The organism is Paraglaciecola mesophila KMM 241 (assembly GCF_000315015.1).
Classification (GTDB): domain Bacteria; phylum Pseudomonadota; class Gammaproteobacteria; order Enterobacterales; family Alteromonadaceae; genus Paraglaciecola; species Paraglaciecola mesophila.
In genome coordinates this window covers 120,968-146,027 of sequence record NZ_BAEP01000007.1, presented here as the reverse complement: position 1 = coordinate 146,027, position 25,060 = coordinate 120,968, and the positions used below count along the sequence as shown (strand labels likewise).

The window sequence follows — 25,060 nt, the reverse complement described above, 5'->3', positions numbered from 1 at the left end:
ACTAAATTGTTGCCTTTAAAAAGTGTAATAATACGTAAACATAATTAGCGCATTAGTTTATACTACGCGCCTAAGAGACCCCTCTCGATATCCTTTTTTTACTCATGTGTTTTGTTGGTAATGATAGCCACAATGCTGAGTAAAAAAGAACCATAATTATAATGACGCGATTATAACAAGCAGTTAAACCTTTTTAGCTTCTTATACTGCTGCGCGTCAAACAACTTGGAGAGCACCCTTGGGCCCACAACAGAACACACACACACGTTCACGCAACATTAGCTTACTTGGCGCTGCTATTTCTTTAGCATTAGCAGGGCATGTTGGCGCGCAAACCACAGAAACCGAACAAGCATCGAGCGACGACTTTGAAAACATCACAGTTACCGCTCGTAAACGTACAGAAAGCTTGTTTGAATCGCCGACTGCGATCACGTCTTTAAGCGATAGCTTCATGGAAGATGCCAACATCAGTAATTTAGATGATGTGGGCAAATACGTGCCCAACTTGAACGTCAGCCGTTACGGTGGCGGTAACTCTGCCCACGCTTCTATTTTTATTCGCGGTATTGGTTTGCAAGATCACATCATCACCACCGACCCCGGCGTGGGCGTGTACGTTGATGGCGTATATTTAGGTCGCCAAATGGGCGCTAACCTAAGCCTGCCTAACATCGCAAGCGTTGAAGTATTACGTGGCCCACAAGGCACATTATATGGTCGAAACACCCTAGGTGGCGCGGTTAATATCATTACTAAAAAGCCGGGTGATGAGTCCATGGCCAGTGTGGCCGCAAAAGTCGGCACCCTTGGTCGTGTAGCCGCTGATTTATATATTAATGGCGACATTAACGATGACGTGAGCATTGCGGCAAGCGGTTCATTCAAAAAACGCGATGGTGTCGGCAAGGCTGTCAATCTGGCCAACCCTGAAAAAGAAATTGGTGAAGAGCAGGAATTCAGTGGTCGCTTATCTGCCAACTGGAACGTCAGCAATAACTTCTCACTATTGTTCGCAGTAGATGGCTATGACAACGAAAGTGGTCAATCGCCTTATACCATAGAATTTACTGACCCAAGCCCAGATCCAACTGATATTTTCAACGGTGACTTTGCACTATTGACGCCCGATTTAATTCCTTCAGATCCTGATGACTTAGGCACCACAGTACCAGGCCTTGAGTCTACCGCTTCTGCTGGGTGGGGCGCATCAATCACCGCCAATTGGGATATTAATGAGAACTACGCCACTAAGTTGATTACGAGCTTCCGTAGTTCTGATTATGAAGGCGGCCTTGATGATGATGCATCCCCCCTTAATTTATCTGAATTCCCTGAAACAGGTGAAGCTGACCAATATTCAGTAGAACTGCAAGTGAATGGTACCTTTGACAACTATGACTTTGTGTCAGGTGTGTATTTCTTCAACGAAGAAGGCTCAACAGAGTCTGGGCCTTGGGTATTTAGCCCGTTCAATACACCAGGCGCATTGAATAATGACGGCACGCCAACTGGGTTCGGTGGCGATTATGGTTTCTTCGATTTACATCAAGAAACAGATGCATTCGCAATTTACGCTAATGCGTCTTACGACGTGTCAGAAAAACTGACCGTGGGCGGTGGTTTGCGTTATTCGAAAGATAAAAAAGACGCGGATGCCGTGTTCCCGTCCTTTGCCGAGCGTGCCTACCGAAGTGCTGAATTCAGCGAAGTCACTTGGGATGTCAACGCCGCTTATCAACTTGATAATGGCCTGAACGTATACGCCCAAGTACAAAAAGGCTATCAAACAGGTGGTTTCCCACCGCGTCCATTTGGTGGTTCTGACCAGTTCGTACAGTTTGATGAAACCACATCCGTCAACTACGAAACCGGTTTAAAAGGTAAGTTTGCTGAAAATGTCTCTTTACTTGCCGCAGTATTCATCACTAAATACGACGACTTAGCATTGCCTTTCTCGGACCCTACAGCGGGTGGTGGTTTTGTAACTATCACAGAAAATGCGGGTAAATCTGAAGCCAAAGGTATCGAGCTTGAAGCCACGGTTGACGTAACCGATAATTTCTCGCTTCGCGCTGCAGTTGGTTTCTTAGATGCTGAAATTACTCAAGTAGACGAAAATGTAAACGGCGTTGGCGTTGGTGACTCACCCGCCCTTACACCAGAGTGGACGCTGATGATAGCGCCTTCTTATTACATGGATTTAGACAGCGGCGCGACGCTAGCATTTAAGGCGGATTACTCCTTCCGTGATGAGATGCAAGGCCAGTCAGTATTTAACCCGAACGAAACGATTTATTCTCGCAGTATTCTCGGTTTTGATATCAACTACACCTCTGTAAATGGGGACTGGTCGTTGAGCCTTTACGGCGAAAACGTAACAGATGAAATTTACGACCAAGGCCGCTTACAACAAAATGGTTTTGTAGGGATCGTAAGAAGTAATGACAGACGTGAGTTTGGTTTACGTTTCAAGAAAGAATTTGAAATGTAATCAGCTACTCGGTGTGTAAATAATCACACAGATAATAAATTTTAGGGGCCGAAAGGTCCCTTTTTATTGCCTGAATTTCGTCCATTAACCCTAGAATTTCTTTTTTTGAAACAGTAGACTAGCGCTAAGTTAACGGACATAACGTGGCAATTTTATTCACATAATAAAGCACAGCAATATGGTGGGTTGGCTGACGCATTTCGCGCAGATGTTCCTGTTGTGCGCTTTGTTGTTCAATGCCACAGGCGCTTTATTTGCGTCTAATAGCATCATTAATCAAGCCCAAACGTTCGCCAACGACGATGCAGTGCTGATTTGTACTGGTCATGAATTTAAATGGATTTCACTCAGCACGTTTGAGCAAACGGGCACATTAGAATTTATTCAGCCTCCAGAAGACGCCCCCACCAATGCCCATGGTATTAAGTGTACGTTTGCCTATTTGGCCGATTGCCACAATGATAAAGCGCTAGTCGCAACAAACGTTGTTAGCGTTGCCCCACTCACTCAAAATAGTCTTTTTTTACCTAATCTTTCTTTTGTAAAAACCCATCCATATATTTTAGCCAGTACCCGCGCTCCCCCCATTTTTTCTTAAACGCAACGATCGATACTAAAAATAAGATACCAAAAAAATAAAATGTGGCCGAATGGCATACGTTAACTATTGCGAATAAGAGTAAACACATGAACAAAAAAACTATTCTAAGTGCATGTTTTGCAGCACTTTCTTGCCCCGTCGCTTTCGCCGACTCAGACAACGACCATAACCCATTGTACCCAGATGATCATGCGCCCATCGGCGTCATGGGGGATCACATGCATGCTGCAGGTGAATTCATGTTTTCCTATCGGTTTATGCACATGAATATGTCGGGCATGGTACAAGGCAAAAAAAGTATTTCAGCCAGTGATATTGCCACCAGCGTGGCTAATCCTTTTGCCCCACCAGCCACGGTGCGCGTAGTGCCAAAAGACATGACGTCCAATATGCATATGTTGGGCTTTATGTATGCGCCCAACGATGACATTACACTAATGGCCATGCTCAATTACATAGAACGCGACATGGATTTAACCACGTTTCAGGGCATGATGGGTGGCACAGCACTAGGGCAGTTTTCGACTGAAGTGTCCGGTTTGGCTGACAGCAAACTAGGCTTGCTTTACCGTTTATATGACGAAGGAGGTCATCACCTGCATTTTAACTTAGCTTGGGTTATTGCAAACGGCTCGACGGATGAAACCGATGATGTTCTCACCCCTATGAACATGCGAATGACCATGCGCTTACCCTATTCTATGCAACTGGGTTCAGGCAGCGATCAAGCCGAGTTTGGCTTAACTTACACTGGTAAAAACGAGCAATTAAGCTGGGGGGCTCAAGCACTCACAACCACGCCCCTTGAGCGTAATGATGAAGGTTACACAGTGGGTGACAAATACCAAATGTCCAGCTGGCTAGCATATCAACTGCCCCAATCGACGAGTCTGTCACTACGCCTGATTTACAATCACAGCGAGGACATCAAGGGCCAAGACAACCAAATAATGGCCCCGGTCACGACAGCAAATCCAGCAAATTACGGCGGTCACAATTTACAAGCCGCCATGGGGGTGAATACCGTATTGATGAACAAGCATAGAATTGGTTTGGAATATCAGGTACCCATTAATTATCACGCCAATGGTATACAAATGGACATGGATAACATGCTAACACTCGGTTATCAGTTAGCATTTTAACCTTTGCCAGCAATGTATAAGCAACCCAGCAGCTCGCTTCTTATGCCCGAGCTACTGGGCGCTTATCTCATCTACATCAATTTCCTTATACTTTCCACCTGCGCCGAACGTTTTTAAATACAATTTATCTAAAACGAAAAGATATATACTGAGCAGCTATTAACCAAATAAACACAATTGTATTACCAATAACATAAATAAAAGTGTTAGCAGCATCTTATTTTCGTTAATTGTGCAATCCTTCGTACCGTCTATAAATGTAAATAGTTAACGCATCTGATATTTACTTAATCCCCTCTAAGCGCTTAACCGAATAAGGAAATAGTAATCCTTTTCAGTAAAGCTCATCAAACATCGAATAAAATATAACCCACTAAATTCATACACTTAATTACACTCATTAGGATTAAAGATCGGCTGCAGGGTAAAATAACGTTCCAGCCAAATAACACTCCGATTCTCCTCCACCACTCTCTGCAAAAAATAAATATTCAATATAACTAACAACTTAGCTACATATATTACAAATTTTAGACTAATTGGTAATACACAATTGTAAACTTAGGGTTAATGAGATATAAATGCGCTCACCGTTTTGAATACCAATAATTCAACCAAGATACTCGATACATACAATATTGGTCATACCAATCAGGACAAGGACACTTTATGCAACGCTCAACCATGAAACTCAATCAAGTCAGTGCCATATTTAACAAAGCCAGAATAACCGCCAGCAATATTGCGATTTTCGGCACCGCATTAACGGCTATGCTTATCGCGCCTTCTTTAGCCGCGCAAACGCAAGGCGAAGATGCCTCAGCCAATGAAGATTTAGAAGTGATTCAAGTAAAAGGTATCGCCGGCAGTTTAGCCGAATCTGCACGTCAGAAGCGCTTTGACTCGCGCATCGTCGACGCCATCGTTGCTGAAGATATTGGTAAATTGCCTGACAACAACATTGCAGAAGCACTACAAAGAATCACTGGTGTGTCGATAAGTACTGATTTCGGTGTGGGTGAATCTGTCACTATTCGTGGTATTTCTCAAAACCGCGTTGAATTAAATGGCCGTTCAACTTCTGGTAGTGGGCGTGGCGGCATTAGCTTAGACGACTTCCCTTCTAGCTTCTTAAAAACCGTCGAAGTGATTAAATCGCCTACCCCTGAAATGATTGAAGGCGCGCTAGGTGGCACGATCAATATGACCACAGTGCGACCTCTTGAACTAGAAGAGCCACTTATCGCACTCACTTTAGATGGCGAGTACGCTGACAAAACTGAGAATTGGGCTCCTATGGTCAATGCCGCAGCAGGCATGAACTGGGATTTAGGTGATGCAGGTACGTTTGGTGCCTCGTTTGTGGTGGCATATCAGGATCGCGAGTTACGCCGCGACGAATTCATCAACCTGGTGACGCCTACCGAACTAGATTTAGATGGTGACGGCACGAGCGACCAAGCCAACACAGCAAGCGGCAATTACCTCGTCAGAAGCCAAAACACGGTTGAACAGAAAACCGAGAAGCGTGAACGTACGGCATTAGGATTGTCCTTACAATGGGCACCTAAAGACACTGATGGTTTTATTTATTTAGACATTAACACCACAGAACTCGACGGCGGCCAAGAAGCTTACTCAGTGCTGAATGACAGTAAAGACTACAGTGATTTGGTGCTTGATAACGCCTACGGCGACGGTCAAGGGCAACTGCATAATTTCGGTTCAGGCAGTGTATTTGTGCAGCCTAAAACCTGGTCTGACTTTACCACTAATGAATCGTTCTCTAATGCATTGGGCGGTGAATTTCAGCTAACAGATCAGATAAAAGTATCTGGCGAAATTTCATACGCTAAGTCTGAGGCAAAACGTAGAAACTCTGAATTTAACTTGCGTCCTATTTCTCGCGAACAATATGATGCCGACGGCACCATCACTGAGCATTTATTCACCATCACCATGACCCAAGACGGTGATCAAGTACCGGGGCTTGCATTTTCAGACCAGGATGCCCTTCTTGACCCAGATAACTTGGCTATTCGTCAATTCACGCATCAACGCTACTCAGAAGACAACGAAGAAACCGCTATTCGTTTCGACGTGGAATACATTGAACCGTTTGCCGGTTTGGACTTCCTTCGCTCGATTAAAGCCGGTGTGCGCACCACAGATAGCGAGTATGAACTAGACAGATTCGATCTTAGAAACAACGGCGATGAGCTTAAAAACTTGCAAACGAGCGTATCGTATGACGGTGTTGTTACACCAACTTGGATAGGTGATTTCAATGACGCCTTCGGTGGGTTCAAGGCCATTAATCACTCAAACTCATTCGATCAAGCTGGTATTTCAGGTAATAACGCCTTAACCAATTACTTTGTGTATGACGGTGCAGCATTAGCGTATGACATCAATGGTACCTACGACCGAGTAAAACAAATGCTCGCTGGCAGCAATCTAGAGTTGACTGGCACATTAGACGAGAACATGGCTCGCAACACAGGTTCTTACGCGAAAATTGAAGAAGAAACTCAAGCCATATATACCCAATTCAATTTGGACTTTGATCGTTTAACCGCAATCATTGGTGCCCGTTATGTGACAACAGACTTAACCTCGAGCACTTTCAATGACGTAGCTGAACACGACTATTCAGACTTCTTGCCCAGCATTAATGCGACGTACAATCTTACTGAAGAAACTATTCTACGCTTTGCTGCAGCTAAAGTGATGCGCCGAGCAGAATTTGGTGAGCTGAGTCCTGCATTAAACGTCGATAACTCGATTGTAACGGGCACACAAGGCTCCTATAAATTAGACCCTTACCGCGTAACGCAATACGATTTATCTGCTGAGCATTACTTTGGTCAAGGCGGCTTAATGTCGGCGGCTATTTTCTACAAAGACGTAGAATCCTTCACTGTTAGCAGCAGTTCGTGTCAAGCAAGCGCAAACACTATTGAAGGACAAAACGTAACTGAATACGTTAACGTATGTCTTCTCGATACTGCTGGTGTTAGCCAAGCCAATGTTAATTACGCTTCAAGTGATCAAGACCTTGCCTATGTTGAAGGCCAACGCGATGCAGGCCTAACCGGTATTGTTATTAACACTGACGTGAATGGCGGTAGCGGTAAAATCGTTGGTATTGAATTAGCCTACCAACAACAATTTAGCTCATTACCAGGTGCATGGTCTGGCCTAGGCATTAGCACCAACTACACCTACGCGGACAGTGAGCAGCCAGATGGTAACCCACTATTAGATATTTCTAACAACACGGTCAATGCTCAAGTGTATTGGGAGTACGAAGGATGGCAGGTGCGCTTAGCATACAACTGGCGTGACGAGTACCTTGATACCCAAGATGAGAAACGTGTTCGCCCAGTAGGTGCTCTTGCAACGGGTATATACAACCGAACGGACCCTAGTGCTGAATTCTACGACCCAACGTTAGGCAATAACTACCGGGATGCGCGTGGCCAATTCGACTTTTCTGCTAGTTACGATGTTAACGAAAACATAACGCTAGTAGCAAACGCAGTGAACCTGACAGGCGAGCCTATTCGTCAAGTCACTGAGCTGGGTAGCATTTGGCAATACAGCGAAGCAGACCGTCGAATGACTGTGGGTGTAAGAGCTAAGTTCTAATTAGGTTCAACGCGTTAGTTAATCGCGCTTGAATGAGTACCCATTACTCATGAAGACCATAGAGCCTATTCATACAATAGGCTCTTCTTTTTATTCAAATACAGTCGATTCAAATGCAGCCTTATACAAGCGCGGCTTTATCCGAAGGCCATTCTTAAACGAGTCGATAAATGCGGGATAATATATGACCAATAAAAGCGTTGTGCTAGCTACATCTCTTACATGTGTGTTATTAGCTAGTTGTGGTGGTACGCAGTCAACCTCACCCACTGAACCGCATCAAACAAGTTCGATAGAATCGCAAAAAGCCCCTGGGAGTTCGTTTGATTTAAGCCATTGGTATCTCACCGTTCCGCTTGATGAAGACGGCGACCAAGTGTCTGACATTTATGATGTGGCGGATTTACAGGCATTCTCCCATCCAGACTTTTTCTACCTTGATAGGCAAAATAATATGGTGTTCGCTACACCGAATCGAGCGGCCACAGAGCGCACCTCAACCAATACGCGCAGCGAATTACGCTACATGCTTCGGGGTGAAGACACGTCTATTCCTGAGGGCGCATCGGGGAATAACTTCGCTTTAGCGGCACATAAAAATGCTCAGCAGTTTGCCGCTATTGGCGGGAAATTAGAGGCCACCTTACACGTTGACCACGTAGCAACAAATGCGCAATACCCAAATAAGCCTCCCGCTTATTCTGTTGTCATCGGGCAAGTTCATGCCTTCCAATTGGACGATGAGCAGCAAAAAGCGGGATATGGTTGGGGTAATGAACCTCTAAAAATTTCTTACAAAAAATGGCCAAACCACTCAACAGGGTCGGTATTTTGGACATACGAGAGAAACTTAGCCACAAACGATCCCGACCGTATTGATATTGCTTACCCTGTTTGGGGCAGTAATTGGGATGACCCTAGCGACCCGGGTGACAAGGGCATCGCATTAGGTGAGGAGTTCAGCTACGAAGTAAACATCGTTGAAAATACCATGCACCTGGTGTTCACCAGTATCGAACACGGCACGGTTCATCAACACATTAACTTAGCGGATAACATCGACGCAAATGGCAATATCGACGAAGCGGATTATCCTTTGGCTTACCAAGACGAAACGCTGTATTTCAAAGCGGGGGCGTATAACCAATGTAGCACCAAGAAAAACGACCCTAGCTTTCGCTACCCAGGTTGTTCCGGTACTGGCGATTGGAAAACAGACTTAGCCAATGGTGACTATACCCAAGTCACATTTTCCTCATTAGTGGTTAGCCCTGCAACGCCTGTTCGAGGCACTACCGGGGCACATAAGTGACCATTAAAACAGAACTGAACTCATTACTTGCCATGCCTTTTTGCTTGCAAGGCGTACAAAAGAAAATCAGGAGTATAAGTAACATGTCCACAGTGTCTAACAGCCGTTTATCATCCATTTTAATACGATCTATAAGATTACCAGCACTCGCGCTGGCGTTGCCACTACTGACGCTTTCTCAATTAAGTCACGCTGCGTTAGTTGAGAACATCAAACAGTTCAATGACGCTGTATCCTCCGTTAAGCCAGGTGATGAAATCGTCCTCGCAAATGGTTCATGGAATGATGTAGAGCTAGTGCTAAAAGGTAAAGGTTTGCCTGACAAGCCCATAACATTGAAGGCGCAAACGCCGGGCAAAGTCATTATCACAGGGCAATCTAACCTTGCCTTTTCTGGTGAGTATATTGTGATCTCAGGCTTAGTGTTTAAAAACGGTGCAACACCAACAGGCGAAGTCATCTCGTTTCGCACATCGAACGAAGACGTCGCAAATCACTCACGTGTGACCAATACAGTGATTGATAACTTCAGCACCGATTTACGTCAAATGTCTGATTTATGGGTGGCCATGTATGGTAAGCATAATCGCCTTGACCACAACTCGTTAGTGAACAAACGCAACCGCGGAGTAACGGTTGCCGTGCGAATGAACTCTGAAGCCAGTCGCAAAAATCACCACATCATTGAGTACAATTACTTTGGTCCTAGACAAATACTCGGCGCCAATGGCGGTGAAACCCTGCGTATCGGCACCAGTCATTTTTCTCGCGAGTATTCGAATACCACAGCTCAGTACAATTACTTTGACCGCACAAACGGCGAGCACGAAATCATCTCCAATAAGTCCAGCGGCAATTCGCTTATCAAAAATGTCTTTTTTGAAACCCAAGGCACGTTAACTATGCGCCATGGCCATTTCACCAAGGTGGAAGGCAATTACTTTTTAGGTAACCGTAAACCCAATACCGGCGGCATTCGCATTATTAACGAAAGCCAAACCGTGAGTAACAACTATATGTACGGGCTAACCGGTAAACGTTTACGCGGCGCGTTAGTGATTATGAACGGCGTACCTAACTCGCCACCAAATCGCTACGATCCGGTAATTGATTCAGCGATGAACAACAACATTGTGATCGACAGCGACCATATTGAACTTGGTGCAGGTGCCGATGAAGAACGCTCTGCCCCACCTTCAACCTCTGAATTTAAAGGCAACATAATACTTGGTAAGTCTAACCTTGAACCTTTTACGTTATACGACGATATGTCAGGGATTAATTTCGAAGGTAATTATTTAAACGAGGAAGCCAGTACCCCCATTAAAACAGGTTTTGCTAGCACGCCTTACTCGGTTACGACTAACCAATATGGCTTAAAATCTCCCGATAAAGCATTACTCGATGAAATTGGTTTTGGTGAAGTGAAACTGCCAGTAACAAAAGAAGAAGTAGGTGCTGATTTTTATCCTAAAAATGAAGCTTTGGTTGCATTTCAAAGCGGTAAAACCATTCACGTAAAAGCAGGTACAGATACGCTTACCAGCGCTCTAGCAATGAGCCAAGCTGGGGACGTGCTGGTGCTTGAAAATGGCGCTGATTACCTACTCACCAAGTTTGCCGAAGTGCACCACCCCGTCACAATCATGGCTAAAGAAGGCAAAAAGCCGATTATTCGCTCACAAAAACCTAACTTCATTAATATCGAAAATGGCGGTGCCTTAGAAGTTGAAAACCTTTGGTTTGACGGCGCTGAATCTCCTGATTACAAGGGTAACACCATCATAGGCACCAGTGGCTACTCGATGAATATTAACTACAACTTGTCGGTGCGTAACGTGAAAGTGACCGACTTGGATGTGAACGGTTATTTTTACTTCTTTAAAGCCAACGCCGGCACCTTTGCTGACTCCATTGAAATCATCGATTCAGAATTTAGCAACATTACCGGTGCCATTTTGCAATTAAACCGTGAGGTGGATGATTTAGGTGTGTACAGCGTTGAAAACCTAGTGATCTCGGGTAACACCTTCACCAATGTGAAAGAAGAAGTGGTCACAGTATATCGCGGCGGCACTGACGAAAGCACGTTTGGCCCAATGGTCACCGTCAGCGACAACACCCTGACGAATGTGGGCAAAGGCTCTACGCATAGATCAGGCGCGTCTATGTATTTTCACGGTGTGCAAAAGCTAAATATCTCTGACACAAATTGGGATAACAGCGCTCCATTAGAGCTGTACTTGACTAATGGCGGCCCCATCACAGTGATTGACAATGTTGAGATGAAAAACACTGACACAATCCGCGCCAATAATGATGAGTTTAAAAGCTCGAATGTGACCTACAACTAACTTGACGGGTTAAGCGTAGAAGGGCAGGTCAGCATAAGGTTGAATTCATTTTAGCCTAATGCCTCTGCCCTCTCCTCAAGCAAAAGCAAAAGCAAAAGCAAAAGCAAAAGCAAAAAATTAAAGATTCAGGAACACTAGATATGACAAAACTTGTTGGAAAAAACGTACTTATTACAGCGGGTGCACAAGGCATCGGCGAAGCTATCAGCAAGCACCTGATTGATAGCGGTGCAAATGTGGCTATTCACTACTTTTCTAGCAGTGATAGCGCAAATCAGTTGGTTGAATACGCGACAGAGAAGGGCCAGACAGCCATTGCGATCAAGGGCGATTTAACCAATGAAACAGACGCCAACGCCTTAATTGAACAAACAGCAGCAGCCCTAGGGGGCCTCAATATATTGATTAATAATGCGGGCTCTTTGGTGGCAAGGCGCTCGCTTAACGATATGGATGCCGAGTTTTGGCACAAAGTTATGGACATAAACCTAACCTCCATGATGTTTGTGACCCGCGCAGCCGCCCCTTATTTAGCAAAGCATGAAAGCAGCAGTATCGTGAATTTGGCCTCTCTGGCTGGTCGTAAAGGTGGCCATGCAGGCTCATTAGCCTATTCCACCAGCAAAGGCGCTATTTTAACTCTAACCCGTGCCCTTTCTGCTGAGCTAGGGCCGCAAGGTACCCGTGTAAATGCCGTGGCGCCTGGGCTTATTTTAGGTACCTCATTCCACAATACTCACACCACCAAAGAATCGGCGGATCAAACCATCGCAGGTATTCCTATACAACGAGCGGGTAATGCAAATGACGTAGCGCGAGCCGTGGTGTATTTAGCGTCAGAATATGATGGCTTTATTACAGGGGCAACGCTGGACATAAACGGGGGCGTTTACAACATGTAAACGTGGTTATTCACATTGATACGAGTAAAACATGCTTAAAACCGCAGTTATACACCCCACAATTTTAGAGGCTCTTGGACGTTCAGGTCATTTTGCTCAGGTCGTTATTGCCGACGGTAATTTACCCGTGGGAGCCATGACCGGGCCTAACTCAACACTTGTGCATTTGAATTTTCGCCCCGGCTTATTAGATGCTCTCAGTGTACTTGAGGGCATATTAGCAGTGTGCCCAGTGCAAGGTGCTATCGTGATGGAAAAGCCCCCTGAGGCAAATGCCGAAATTCACACGGCATACCAAGCTCTATTAGGCGATGTGACATGGGAAGCCATGGAGCGTTGGGCGTTCTACGACAAAATTCGTGACCCAGCGACCACCTTGATAATTCAAACCGGTGAACAACGCCGATTTGCCAACCTAATCCTGACAGTTGGGGTAGTAAAAATGGCAGAAGAGAGTCGTTTTTAATCGTTAACGCTAAATAAAAAAGCGCGATAGAAGCACCTATAGCAGGCGATGAAAGCCTACAAATAACAATATTTATGTTCATATTTTGAGGAATAATAGTGTCAGCATTCATGAGAGCTATTCTGAGTTTTGGTCCAGCATTTTTAGCCATTGGTTACACCATTGGTACTGGCAGTGTTACGGCAATGATTGTCGCAGGTAGTACCTTTGGCATGCAGCTGTTATGGGTTTTATTATTAAGCTGCTTATTTTCAGGGGTGCTTATATATGCCTACGGTAATTTTGCCTTGGTAACAGGAGAAACCGCGCTTTATAGTTTTAAGAAACACCTTAAATTCGGTAAGGTGATTGCTATTCTCATTATCATAGGCGTCTCCTTTGGTCAGTGGAATTCGTTGACCGGTATATTGGGGATTTCCTCCAATATTTTATTTGAAATGATCGCCCTGTACTTCCCCGCTGTGGTCCCGCACAAGTATGCCGTGGTAGTAACAATAGCCGTGCTTGTGATCAGCATTATGTATGCAATATTACTCATAGGTAAGTACTCATTATTTGAAAAAATACTGGTGATTTTTGTGTCTTGCATGGGGTTATCTTTTATATTGTCACTGTTTGTTGTGCACCCCATGCCCGCAGAAGTTGTACGCGGACTCATTCCTGTTATACCCGATGTAGTCGGCGGAAAAATGATGGTAGCTGCGTTTGTAGGGACTACCATGGCCTCTGCTACTTTCCTGTCTAGGCCTCTGTTTATTCAGGGCAAGGGCTGGGGTATTGCTGACAGAGCACAACAAAAGAAAGATGCGATTGTTGCTGCAGTACTGGTGTTTATTATTAGCGGCTCAGTTATGGCCGTCGCCGCAGGGGCCTTATTTCATGAAGGAAAACCCGTAACAGACGTACTGGATATGGTTAATGCCCTTGAACCCATAGCAGGTAAATTTGCCTTAACGGTATTCTTTTTCGGTACGCTCGCAGCGGGTTTGTCGTCAGTGTTCCCTTATATGTTGATTGCCCCGCTGTTAATTGAAGATTACCGCTCGGGTAAATTAGACACCCAGTCTACGCAGTTTCGTATCATCACAGGTATCGCTGCGTTATTTGCTCTCACAATCCCGGTATTTGGTTTTAACCCTGTTAAAGGGCAATTATTGACCCAAGTCTTTAATGTATTTGTTCTGCCATTGGTTATTCTAGGGATCATTTTAATGATCAATAAGAAGAAGATGATGGGAGAGCATGCCGCGGGATACTTACTCAATATCGTATTAGGCTTAGCGTTTATGTTTTCAATTTTGATTTCATTTAACGGTATTCTTGGCTTATTAGAGTAATTAAGAATAATAAGGGTAAATCATGATTGTAATTGTTTGCGGTGTTTCAGGAACCGGGAAATCAACCATAGGTAAGATGCTAGCTGACGCCCTAGCACTTCCCTTTTATGACGCGGATGATTTTCACCCTAAGGCCAATGTACAAAAAATGCAAAGTGGCAAGCCGTTAAATGACGAAGACCGTCAGCCATGGCTTTTGGACCTGGCCACTCAATTGGCTAATTGGGAGCGTAAAGAAGGGGCCGTGCTTGCTTGCTCTGCATTAAAAGCGGCATACCGAGAAACACTGGCGGCAAAATGCGCCAGCCCTATCGAGTGGATAATTTTACATGGCTCAAAAGCCCTACTTACTGAACGCTTAGGCGCACGTAAAGACCACTTCTTTGAGCCTAAATTACTCGAATCACAGCTTAATACATTAGAGCTACCCGATAATGTTTCAGTCGTGGATATACAGCCTCCACCAGAAGATATAGTCCAATCAATCGTAGCGCGCTTAACTAACTCTTAAATCCTGTTATGAGGACCCAGCAAATAAGCAGCAAACGCTAAATTGAATCAGAAAATAAAGGAGTACCCAGAATGAAGACAAAAACACTAGGTCTGATGACCTTAAGCCTGCTAACACTAGCAGGGTGTAATGCTACCAATAAAGAAAATGCAAAAACGTCATTAGTGCCGGCCGACAAATTCGATTTAACTCATTGGAAAATTACCATTCCCACCGACAGTAACAATGATGGGAAAGTTGATGGGATAAGCGCGAAGGAAATACAAACCTACCAGCATCCTGAATTCTTTTATCTAAATGGTGATGGCAATATGGTATTTGCAACACCAAATAGAGCGTTTACCACACCGAACTCCAGTAATACTCGCAGTGAGCTACACCAAGTGGTTGCTGACATGGATGCCAAGAACGACAGCTTTGCGGATAACTTTGCTTTGCAAAATAACAAAGACGCACAGAAGTACGGTCAAATTGGCGGCAACTTACAAGCTAGCCTTGCAGTGAATCATGTGGCGAAACGCGCTAAGTACCCAAATAAGCCCCCTGCATTCTCTGTGGTGGTAGGTCAGATTCATGCCACCAAGGACAAAGAAAGAGTTGCTGAGGGTAAAGGCTATGGTTATGGAAACGAGCCGCTAAAAATCTACTATAAAAAATGGCCAGAACATAAATACGGTTCGGTCTTTTGGAATTACGAGCGTAATCTAGCCAAAGAAAACCCAGACCGACAAGATATAAGCTATTTGGTTTGGGGCACCCCATGGGATAAACCGACAAACCCGGGTGAGCAAGGCATAGCGTTAGACGAATCCTTTAGCTACGAAGTGAACGTGTATCACAATACCATGTATTTAACGTTCACCAGTGAGCGCCTTGGCACTAAGGAATTTGAGATAAACCTAGCCAATAATATCGACGCCAATGGCCAAGTAGATGAGCTTGACCACCCGAATGGTTATACCGGTGATGCTAATTTCTTCAAAGCGGGGGCCTACGATCAGTGCAGCATTAAAGACGACCCAGGCATGTGGTACCCAGCGTGTTTAGGCACAGGTGATTGGCAAACAGATATGAAAAATGGCGACTATGCTCAAGTGACATTCTCCCGTTTAGTAGCTGGACCTGCTAAAGAACCGCAAAAATAAAAAAGCACAGAGAAATCAAACAGCAAAAAAGCCATCGGATCAGCCGGCATTAAATGCGCTAATTTGATGGCTTTTTGCATTGTAAATCGGGCTAAGTATTACCGGGATAACATTCTAGAATCGACATACCCGCCGCGGATTCGTACTCAAACTCGGTCACACCCGCCGGACAGAAGAAGCGCTCCCACTGCTTCAACTCTGTTACTTCATCACTAATACGCAACGTACCCGAGCCTTGTGTTACCACACCATAGAAGAAGGCCTCTTCGTTGCGCTTGAACGTGCCATTCATGGTGGCGCGCCTAACGGTAAAACAAGCAGTATTTTTTGCGCCGATCAGCTCTTCTAAGGTATTACCTTGCTCATCAGTGCTAAGCATTTTGGGGGGACAACGAAATTCAGTATCCACTTGCTCAGGGGGCACAGGGCTAAAATCGAATACGTCTAACGCGGTCTCAATTCCCCTATCCATGAATCTGGCTTGCTCAGGAATTACGTATCCGCAACGCTCAAACTCAAATCTGACCGCCAGATCAGAAGGCTCCATGATCTCCAACATCAATATGCCCTCACCTAATGCATGGGGGCGGCCGCCAGGAAGCAGAAACACATCCCCCGGCTTAACTGGAATGGGATCGAAACAGCTTTCAATCGATTTGATATCTTGAGTTTCTATCCACTGTTTTAACTGCGCACGACTAGGCGGGCGCTGAAAGCCCGCGTATATATAAGGCTCGCTGACATCTTCGCGCGTTTGTAGAATAACGTAAGCCTCTGTTTTACCGCGTGGTAAACCCAGACGTTCTTGGGCAAACTCCCGTGTTGGGTGCGCTTGAAAATGCAATCGCGTTGCGCTGTCTAAGTACTTAACCAGCGGAATATCCTCAAGCGTACGCTCTGTGTCACCACTTTTCCCCAAAAAATAATCTTTGTTTTGGGTTAGCAAATCGCGAAACGGCACAGTATGCCCGTCGTCACTAGTGACCATGGCTAGCCCTTCAGAGATGTGCTCTCGCCCGACATTTCGCGCTTCAACCGTGGACCCGATCCAGTCCTCAGGAAAGCTTGAATCCTCGGGGGATTCTTTTCCTTCGATAGTATCGAGCAGTTTACCGCCTTGATAGGTGCGCCATACGCGATTCGCATTGAATTTAAAAATCTGATTCATAAAATTATTTCCATTACTGGTATCGGAAATGAGAGATGACCTCATCAACCGAAAATCTAAAAAAATACAGCTCAATAGCTTCAGAATAAAAAGTCTTTAGTTGAGCACTATGGCTCAATTAACATGGTAAATAAGCGCTCAAAGCGATGTACAATTACATCGCTCGTAAAGTAGAAAGAATGCCGTTGTAGCTCATGTAACTCATCACTAGCGCAAAGATAAATATTAGCGATAACAAGATATTGGTGATAATGGAAAACTTATGTTTCCCCATTAGTGCTTTCTTATTACCGATGTAGAAAATACAACCAACGGTCGCCGGTAACACCAAGGCCCCAAATGCTTGAGAGCTGACCATCACCGCAATTGGCTTTGCGTTAAAAATCGGCACAATTAACCCTAAGCAAGAGATGATAAGCGCCATAATGCGATAGCTTGGTCTTTTCAAATTAGGCTTACGTTCGTGAAAGTCATCTAACAACCACGGCAGTAAAGCGACGTTAGGAAACTGCGACGATACACCTGCCGCAATCAAACCAATGGTGAATATCGCTACCGCTGCAGAACCCGCTAAAGGCTCAAGAAGATTGATCATTTGGGTTACATGGACCAAGGTGATCCCTTGTATATACAAAGAGCCTGCTGCCGCTGCCATTATTGATGTGCTTACAATAAACATTAAAAAAGCTGAGAACAGCGCATCGCGGTTTTGAGTTTTCAAATCAGCCATGGTCCAACCCGCTTCTTTTACCAGAATGGTGCGCAGTATAAACAGTCCTGAGAAAACAGTGGTACCCACCATAGAGGCAATAACCAAAAATGAACTTTTGCCGGGCGCTGTATCCGGTACGTTTGGCACCATTCCTTGGAATATTTCCATTGCGGGTGGCATTAAAATCGCGAAGTTAATCAAAAAGCATAACGCCATGATGCCTACGAACAGAGCCAATACCTTTTCGAATACTTCCGTTTTACCGATTAGAAAAATCACGTACACAAAAGCGATAAAAAACAGTGCAAAGTACAGCTGGGATACCCCCCCTTCAACAAAGTTCTTTGACCATTCGTAACACACGTCGGCAAGAATACCCATTACGCCTATCACACTTCCGCAAATTTGCGTGGTAAGGGCCACAATAAAGAAAATACTGACCGCTGGGTGTATATGTCTTTTGAAGGACTGCAATGCAGTTAAACCGGTGACGAGGGTAAACTTGCCAAACAGCTGAATTAGAAAGTAGGTGATGGCGCAGGAGATGGAGATGGTCCACAAAAGAGACATGCCATAATCAGCCCCTGCTTTTGCCATGGCGGTCACGCTGCCCGTGCCCACAGTAAACCCAAACAAAAATATGCCGGGCAGTAGTGATTTAAAAAACGTCTTTATGTTGCTCATATTAGTTCGTACCGTTTGGTATTATTATTAGGGGACGATTAAAAGAGACGAATTTAATCTTTACCACGACCGACATAATTCGTCTTTTTTGCTGATGCACTGTCAATGCGTGCATCTACCAATTCTGTAAACTCCTTATTTCAAAGCTGACAAAGCACGAATAACGCCGCGCACTTCAGCTAAACCTTTCATCCGGCCAATGCCTGAATATCCAGGGTTAACGGCTTTGCCTATATCTCCCATCATTTGGTGACCGTGATCTGGGCGAATGAAAATGCCTAAGCTGTTAGCACTTTCTTTTGAACGACGCGTTTCTTCATTCAGCAACTCTTTAACGACCTGCACCATGTCAATATCGCTATCCAGATGACTGGCTTCATAAAACGAACGCTGTTCACCGGGATCACGACTCACACCACGTAAATGTGAAAAGTGAATACGCGGGCCAAACTGTTTAGCCATTGCAGGTAAATCATTATCAGGTCGGCTGCTGTAGGTACCCACACACAAGGTTATGCCGTTTGATTCACTAGGCAGCGCCGCAAACAACAACTCTAAATCATCAGCAGTACAAATGATCCGAGGCAGGCCTAGCATGTCACGAGGGGGATCGTCTGGGTGAATGGCAAGCTTAACGCCCATGGCTTCAGCCCGAGGCAGTACTTTAGATAGAAACGCAAACAAATGGCTGCGAAGCACATCACTGCTAACGTCTTTGTAATTGGCAAGCATGGCGCGAAAATCGTCTATTCCATAACTGTCAGTCATTCGCCCCGGTAAACCCGCGATAATGTTATTGGTCAGTTTGGTTTTCTCTTGCTCTGACATTTCATCAAAAACGCGCTTAGCTTCGTTTAACTCTTCTGTACTGTATTCAGTTTGTGCGTTTTCGCGCTTTAAAATAAACAAATCGAAAGCGGCAAATTTTTTCTGATCAAAACGCAGAGCGTAAGCACCTGATGGCAACTTGAAATTAAGATCGGTACGAGTCCAATCAATAACTGGCATAAAGTTGTAGCAGATAGTTTTAATACCGCACTTTGCCAAATTCTCCATGGAGAGGATCCAGTTTTCTATGTATTTTTCATGACCTGGTCGCGCCAACTTGATGTCTTCATGGACGGGGATACTTTCAACCACACTCCACTTTAACGGTGCTAGCCCTTGCTCGCATTCTTCAATCAAGGCTTGATGCTGATGTATAGCCTCGATGCTCCAAACCTCACCGGTAGGAACGGTATGAAGCGCACTAACGACATCTGTGGCGCCGGTTTGTCTTATTTCGTCTATGGTGACGGGGTCATTCGGCCCAAACCATCTCCAGGATTCACGCATAATTGTTCTCAGTTAAGTAATTTAAAATGGTTGTTAAGTTTATTATTCGAAACAATGCTCGATTGCTTGTTCGACACCCATGTCATTTATATAGTCATGGTATTCGTGTACTGACGCCATAAAGCCCATGTGGCTAAAAAAGCTAAACTTGTTCGCTCCAGCCAAGGTAAGAAATGCCAAAACGTCGGACGAAGCACCGGTTGATGAACAACTTATGAACTCACCAATTAACGGATCGTTAAGGTCGCCTCTCACCAATGCCTTATGGATAAAACATACCCATGTCGCCACCGCGAAAGCTAAATAGTTGGTATCACCGCTTTGCTTGAGCGCATCATCGATACTCGGAAACCAACGTTGTTGGATTTTTTGTGAGCTATCCGTAGCCACCTGTAAAGCTGCATAGGGAAGGTTGCCATTTCGAAAACGAGCGAATACCTGGGCTATATAGTGCTCGGCTATAAGGCCATCTGGCACAGCGGTCACTGGCATCACATTTAGTTTGAGTGCTTGCTCGGTAAATCGAGCAAATATTGGGCGTTTAAGCGCTTCATGGATGAAGCGATCCCCAGCTAAATACCCAAGCGCTGCAAGCATGGAATGGCCTGCATTGAGGAAGCGTAATTTAACCCGTTCAAAAGGCGCTATATCGTCTACAAAAAGCGCACCCACCATATCAAATGGCGGGCGGTCACCTGCAAAATTATCTTCGATAATCCACTGAGTGAATGGCTCTGTGGCAACCGGAGCGGCGTCCCTAACACCAAGCTCTTTCGCAACGTCGCTTTTCAATAGTTCATCTGTTGCTGGGGTGACTCTATCTACCATCGACGCACTAAAAGCGACATTCTTTTTTACCCAATTGACAGTGTCTGGGCTGTGCTTAGCCAGTAACATATGCACCCCATCCCGCAGGCGCTCACCACCCGCATTCATGTTGTCGCAACACATTACCGTTATTGGTCCATCCCCTCGGGAGGCCCTTTTAATTAAGCCTGCGGCTAAATAACCATAGGTAGTTTTAGGTGAAGCAAGCGATGCTAGGTCGTTGGCTATATCGGTACTATCAGGATCAATAACACCATTTTTAAGGTAATAGCCTTTTTCGGTAATAGTAGTCGTAACCAACTGGGTTGGTTCACTCGCCAATAAATCAATTACCGCTTGAGGATTTTCAGGCCCTACCAACAGATTTTGAATGGCGCCGATGACACGAAAACGAGTCTCTTTTTCACCTAAAATCGCTAGCGTATATAAATAGTTCTGGGGGGCAAGGTTGTCACGCATTCCTGGCGAGCGAAGAGAGACACCTGTAATTCCCCAGCGAGTTTCACCTTGGTTAAGCAGTGCATCGCAATATGCGGCTTGGTGAGCTCGATGGAAATTACCTGCGCCAAAGTGGACAATGCAGGGTAAAATAGTACCTAACGCATAGTGAGGCTGCTTAACGTTGTCAGCCACATTTAGCATGGAAGAAATACTTAGTCGTTCTATATTCATCAATTCTCATTCTCAGATTGCATTAGATGGTCTTAGCGTAAAAAGCACCTAACTTAGACGCTTGAGTGCTCGCTCTCTCAAAGACTCACTTCAGATAGAGTTCTGTATCACTTTCATAACTTTCGCCCTCTTTGCGCGAAATACTTAATCGGCAGACAAAGAGTCGGTAAAAAATTCACCCCAAAACGATCCTGTGACTATAATTTACTGGAACTTAATATTATTACCAATAAGACCAACACAAACTCAAATGTTAACAAAACCATTATGACCATCTCAAAATTAATGTCTAGTGCATAGGATATAACCAAAAATTAAATAGCTCGGATTTACCCTACTCTTTCCTTAAATTAAGAATTAATGCTCACTACCGAAATCAATATAAGCCATTGATTTATATTGAATAACAACTACAACCTTAACTAGTCATGTTAACAGGTAATATATATTTGAACATATTGGCCTTACCAAACTAAACCTACTTTAGTCTTACATACATGATTAAGGGTTGACCAATTTGTTTTTATGGAATACTTTTGTAACAACCTTGTTAGCGTTTTGCAGGCCTTATGTAATCTTGATGTTGCAAGGTGCAAAAGCTAAAAATTAACAATGTGGTGTAAAAGGGTCCACTCAATCCTTTATTCGCTGCACTAGGAGACACAAATGGGACACAAACTATCTAAAATTACCTTAGCGGTGTTATCAGCTACTTCGTTAAGTTTCGCTTCATCCGCTCTTGCTCAAGAGGCTCAGCCAGTTGAAGAGGGGGACGTCGAAGTCATTGCTGTATCAGGTATACGTAGTTCACTTACGAGTGCTCTTCTAGAAAAGCGTGAAACAAATAACCTGATCGAAGTCATTGAAGCAGTAGACATCGGCAAGTTACCAGACCAAAACTTGGCTGAGGTACTGGAAAACGTAACAGGTATTCAAATTACCAGAACCGCAGGTATAGGTACCGGAGTGCAGATTCGAGGCAGCAATGCTAACCGAGTCGAAATTAACGGTGCATCTACCGTTGGCTCAGGTACTGGACGTAGCGGAATGAATTTTGAAGATTTATCAGCTGCTATTATTGCAGGTGTAGAAATAACGAAGGCGCCGGAAGCAAAAACAACCGAAGGTTCAATCGGTGGTACGATCAACTTACGTACTATCCGCCCACTGGAATTAACAGAAACGCTAGGTTCTATTCGCTTGCAAGGTGAAGACAGCAGCCTAACAACTGACGGTGTGCAGCCAAGGGTTTCAGGTGCATACGGGGATAACTGGGAGCTTGATTCCGGTAGATTTGGTTTTGTAATCAGCGGTAGTTATACCAAACAAGAAGCTACCTCATTTCGTCCGCGCCTCGACCGTGATGGCAGCTTAGTTGAAAATGTGAATGCAGATGTTATTCGAAGCGGGGAGTTGGAGGATCAAGCAACAGACAGACCTATAGCCCAATCATTTGATTTCCTTGGCATTCAATTTTTGAATCAAGAATTGGAAAACTTCGAATACGAAACAACCAATATTGCAACGACGTTTGAATTTGCGCCGAACGACAACATGAAATTTTTCTTCGATGCGGTTATTACTGACCAAGAGCGTCGTCAAGATAGTACACGCGTACAAGCATCTGGTGTTGGCAGTGTACTAAATCATAGTTTACCAACTGAGTTTGAAACCGTTAATTTTGGCTCTCTTGATGGTGTGAACTTAGGCAGCATTCAAGCCGCAGTGAGAGGCACAATTCAGCCTAACTTGGGTGTTGATGATGACGATCCAAACCTTCGCTTTAACAGTGATACAGGCGCGCGGATCACAGACACTGAAATATTTAGATTAGGTGGTGAGTGGCAGGGTGAAAACTTGTTCGCAAGTTTTGAGTTTTCAAGCGCAAGCTCTGATACAGAAACCCCTTCATTAAATACCCAGTTAAACTTTATAAACCCGAATCCGCTTACACCGCTGGATAACCTTGATGAAGACGGTAACCCCACCGCAGACACCAGTAATGACAATAGTGTACCGTTCATATATGACTTAACCGGTGACTCCTTGGCGTTTGGTATAGATTTCGCTTCACCATTTGCGCCCACTGTGGCTGATTTGTTAGATCCCAATAACGTGGTGCTGGATCAAGTCGATTTGACGCGCAGTACAACTGAAAATTCAGAAGATGCTTTTCGTACCGATTTTACTTATTTCATAGATGACTCCATTGTTACCTCTGTTGATTTTGGTTATCGCTATAATAAAACTGAACACAGTTCCGTGAGTATCTCTGACCGTATCGGTGGCTTTAGTAAACTGGTCGACAGTCCAAATGGTTCATTATTTTCAGAGTTATTGGTCGCAGGGCCTGATCACTTTGGTGATGCCGATGGTAGAGATTTAGCTTTCCGTAACTTCTTGATTGTCGACCCAGACCGTGCGTTCAGTGATAGAGATGGAACCTTGGAGATACTTGAGTCGGCCATAATTGCCCACGGCGGTAATCAAGATTTAGCAAACTTAGTACCTGACTCTTCTGAGATTTTTAGCATCGAAGAGAAAACTCACGCTCTGTATGCACAAGCTAATTTTGAGTATGAAATGCTCCGCGGTAACATCGGTGTGCGCCATGTAGAAACAGACATTGAATCTATAGGTAACACCGAGATAAATGGTGTTGTTTCTGCGGTAACAAACAAAGGCGATTATAGTTATACACTACCCCGTTTAAACCTTGTTGCAGATGTTGCCGAAGACGTCGTATTGCGTCTTGGTTGGGGTAAAGATATTCTACGCCCTAACTTTGGCGACTTAAACACGTCTGTTTCATTCGGTACTAACGAGAATCAATCAGTTGAAATTGGTAATGCGGGCTTAGAGCCAGAAGAAGTAACCTCTTTTGATTTGTCAGCTGAGTGGTATTTTGCAGAAGCTGCGGTTGTCAGTATCGGTTATTTCAAGAAAGACCGTACCAACTTGTTTGTTACTAACTTAGAAAGTGCGACTCTTGATGCAAATGGCTTGCGCGACAATAACCCTGCTTGTTCTGGTGGTGGTATTTATAACCCTGCGGCTCAACCTAATGTGTTAGGCGACCCAAATACAACGGGTTTGTGTGTTGATGTTGAAACATTCTTCAATGACTCCGCCACTACCACTCAATCTGGCGTAGAAATGGCCTTTCAGTATGACCTTTCAAGCTTCGAGGACGACTTAGGCTGGGCTTCTGGTTTTGGTATCTTAGCTAACTACACCATTCAAGAGTTCGATGGTGGTTCTGCTTTTTATACTTCAGCTACTCGAGGTACAGATGTATTTAATGCAATAAACGGTGTTTACGACGACAGTCAATTCGTAAAAGTAACCTCAGAGCGAGGCTTACTCGACTTCTCTGAGAATGCCTACAACTTTACTCTGTATTATGAAAAGTATGGTGTATCAGCTCGCGTACGCTACACCTGGCGTGAAGCGTTCCGTACTGAAGATACTGCAGCGGGCGCAAGCTTGAACTCAACGTTAGGTTTCCCAGTTGTAACACATGACAGAGGACAGCTTAATGCCAGTATCAGTTATGATGTGAACGATCAATTAAACTTGGGTGTTGAAGCCGTTAACTTAACCGAGTCTGATATTACTCAGTCTTGTGTGAACGAAGATGCTTTACTTTGTGCTCAGGGTATAACAGATCGTCGTATTACCTTTGGTGCAAGTTATCGTTTCTAAATTGTTAGAACGAAAGTTCAAACAAGAACAGTGATAAG

Annotated in this window: 16 protein-coding genes; 12 read left to right on the top strand and 4 right to left on the bottom strand. The window is 44.5% G+C overall.

Annotated features, from left to right (window positions below; translation table 11 throughout):
* Nucleotides 1-238 precede the first annotated feature (238 nt).
* From GMES_RS02970 to GMES_RS02920, 11 genes are all read left to right on the top strand, one after another.
* A complete protein-coding gene (locus GMES_RS02970) occupies nt 239-2,494 on the top strand; it encodes a TonB-dependent receptor (RefSeq protein WP_006991087.1) in 2,256 nt (751 codons plus the stop codon).
* A gap of 178 nt (nt 2,495-2,672) precedes the next feature.
* Nucleotides 2,673-3,092 carry a hypothetical protein gene (locus GMES_RS02965; RefSeq protein ID WP_006991086.1) on the top strand — a complete coding sequence of 140 codons (420 nt, stop codon included), beginning with the start codon at nt 2,673-2,675 and terminating at the stop codon, nt 3,090-3,092.
* Between the two features lie 89 nt (nt 3,093-3,181).
* A complete protein-coding gene (locus GMES_RS02960; protein ID WP_006991085.1) occupies nt 3,182-4,240 on the top strand; it encodes a hypothetical protein in 1,059 nt (352 codons plus the stop codon).
* 669 nt (nt 4,241-4,909) lie between these two features.
* Nucleotides 4,910-7,891 carry a TonB-dependent receptor gene (locus GMES_RS02955; protein ID WP_006991084.1) on the top strand — a complete coding sequence of 994 codons (2,982 nt, stop codon included), beginning with the start codon at nt 4,910-4,912 and terminating at the stop codon, nt 7,889-7,891.
* 184 nt (nt 7,892-8,075) lie between these two features.
* Nucleotides 8,076-9,203 carry a polysaccharide lyase family 7 protein gene (locus GMES_RS02950; protein WP_006991083.1) on the top strand — a complete coding sequence of 376 codons (1,128 nt, stop codon included), beginning with the start codon at nt 8,076-8,078 and terminating at the stop codon, nt 9,201-9,203.
* Between the two features lie 83 nt (nt 9,204-9,286).
* A complete protein-coding gene (locus GMES_RS02945) occupies nt 9,287-11,557 on the top strand; it encodes a polysaccharide lyase 6 family protein (RefSeq protein ID WP_006991082.1) in 2,271 nt (756 codons plus the stop codon).
* A 140-nt stretch (nt 11,558-11,697) separates the two neighbouring features.
* Nucleotides 11,698-12,459 carry an SDR family NAD(P)-dependent oxidoreductase gene (locus tag GMES_RS02940; RefSeq protein WP_006991081.1) on the top strand — a complete coding sequence of 254 codons (762 nt, stop codon included), beginning with the start codon at nt 11,698-11,700 and terminating at the stop codon, nt 12,457-12,459.
* Nucleotides 12,460-12,490: 31 nt separating this feature from the next.
* The gene (locus GMES_RS02935; protein WP_006991080.1) at nt 12,491-12,925 is read left to right on the top strand and encodes an RbsD/FucU domain-containing protein; all 435 of its coding nucleotides are present in this window, start codon (nt 12,491-12,493) and stop codon (nt 12,923-12,925) included.
* 98 nt (nt 12,926-13,023) lie between these two features.
* Entirely contained in the window at nt 13,024-14,262 is a 1,239-nt protein-coding gene (locus GMES_RS02930) for an Nramp family divalent metal transporter (RefSeq protein WP_006991079.1), read from the top strand.
* A gap of 22 nt (nt 14,263-14,284) precedes the next feature.
* A complete protein-coding gene (locus tag GMES_RS02925) occupies nt 14,285-14,773 on the top strand; it encodes a gluconokinase (protein ID WP_006991078.1) in 489 nt (162 codons plus the stop codon).
* A gap of 71 nt (nt 14,774-14,844) precedes the next feature.
* Nucleotides 14,845-15,918, top strand: a complete 1,074-nt coding sequence (locus GMES_RS02920; RefSeq protein WP_006991077.1) for a polysaccharide lyase family 7 protein — start codon at nt 14,845-14,847, stop codon at nt 15,916-15,918.
* 91 nt (nt 15,919-16,009) lie between these two features.
* Here the strand turns inward: GMES_RS02920 and GMES_RS02915 are convergent, their stop codons facing one another.
* The 4 genes from GMES_RS02915 to GMES_RS02900 all read right to left on the bottom strand — a co-directional run bounded on the left by GMES_RS02915 (nt 16,010) and on the right by GMES_RS02900 (nt 21,317).
* The gene (locus GMES_RS02915) at nt 16,010-17,086 is read right to left on the bottom strand and encodes a class I mannose-6-phosphate isomerase (RefSeq protein ID WP_006991076.1); all 1,077 of its coding nucleotides are present in this window, start codon (nt 17,084-17,086) and stop codon (nt 16,010-16,012) included.
* Nucleotides 17,087-17,240: 154 nt separating this feature from the next.
* Nucleotides 17,241-18,482 (bottom strand): Nramp family divalent metal transporter, encoded by a 1,242-nt coding sequence (locus tag GMES_RS02910; protein ID WP_006991075.1) that lies wholly within the window; start codon nt 18,480-18,482, stop codon nt 17,241-17,243.
* A gap of 135 nt (nt 18,483-18,617) precedes the next feature.
* Nucleotides 18,618-19,817: a mannonate dehydratase gene (gene uxuA, locus GMES_RS02905; protein ID WP_006991074.1), complete on the bottom strand. Its 1,200-nt coding sequence runs from the start codon at nt 19,815-19,817 to the stop codon at nt 18,618-18,620.
* Nucleotides 19,818-19,859: 42 nt separating this feature from the next.
* Nucleotides 19,860-21,317, bottom strand: coding sequence for a mannitol dehydrogenase family protein (locus GMES_RS02900; protein ID WP_006991073.1), 1,458 nt, complete (start codon nt 21,315-21,317; stop codon nt 19,860-19,862).
* A gap of 666 nt (nt 21,318-21,983) precedes the next feature.
* Between GMES_RS02900 and GMES_RS02895 the strand changes: the two genes are divergently transcribed.
* Nucleotides 21,984-25,022, top strand: coding sequence for a TonB-dependent receptor (locus GMES_RS02895; RefSeq protein ID WP_006991072.1), 3,039 nt, complete (start codon nt 21,984-21,986; stop codon nt 25,020-25,022).
* Nucleotides 25,023-25,060 lie beyond the last annotated feature (38 nt).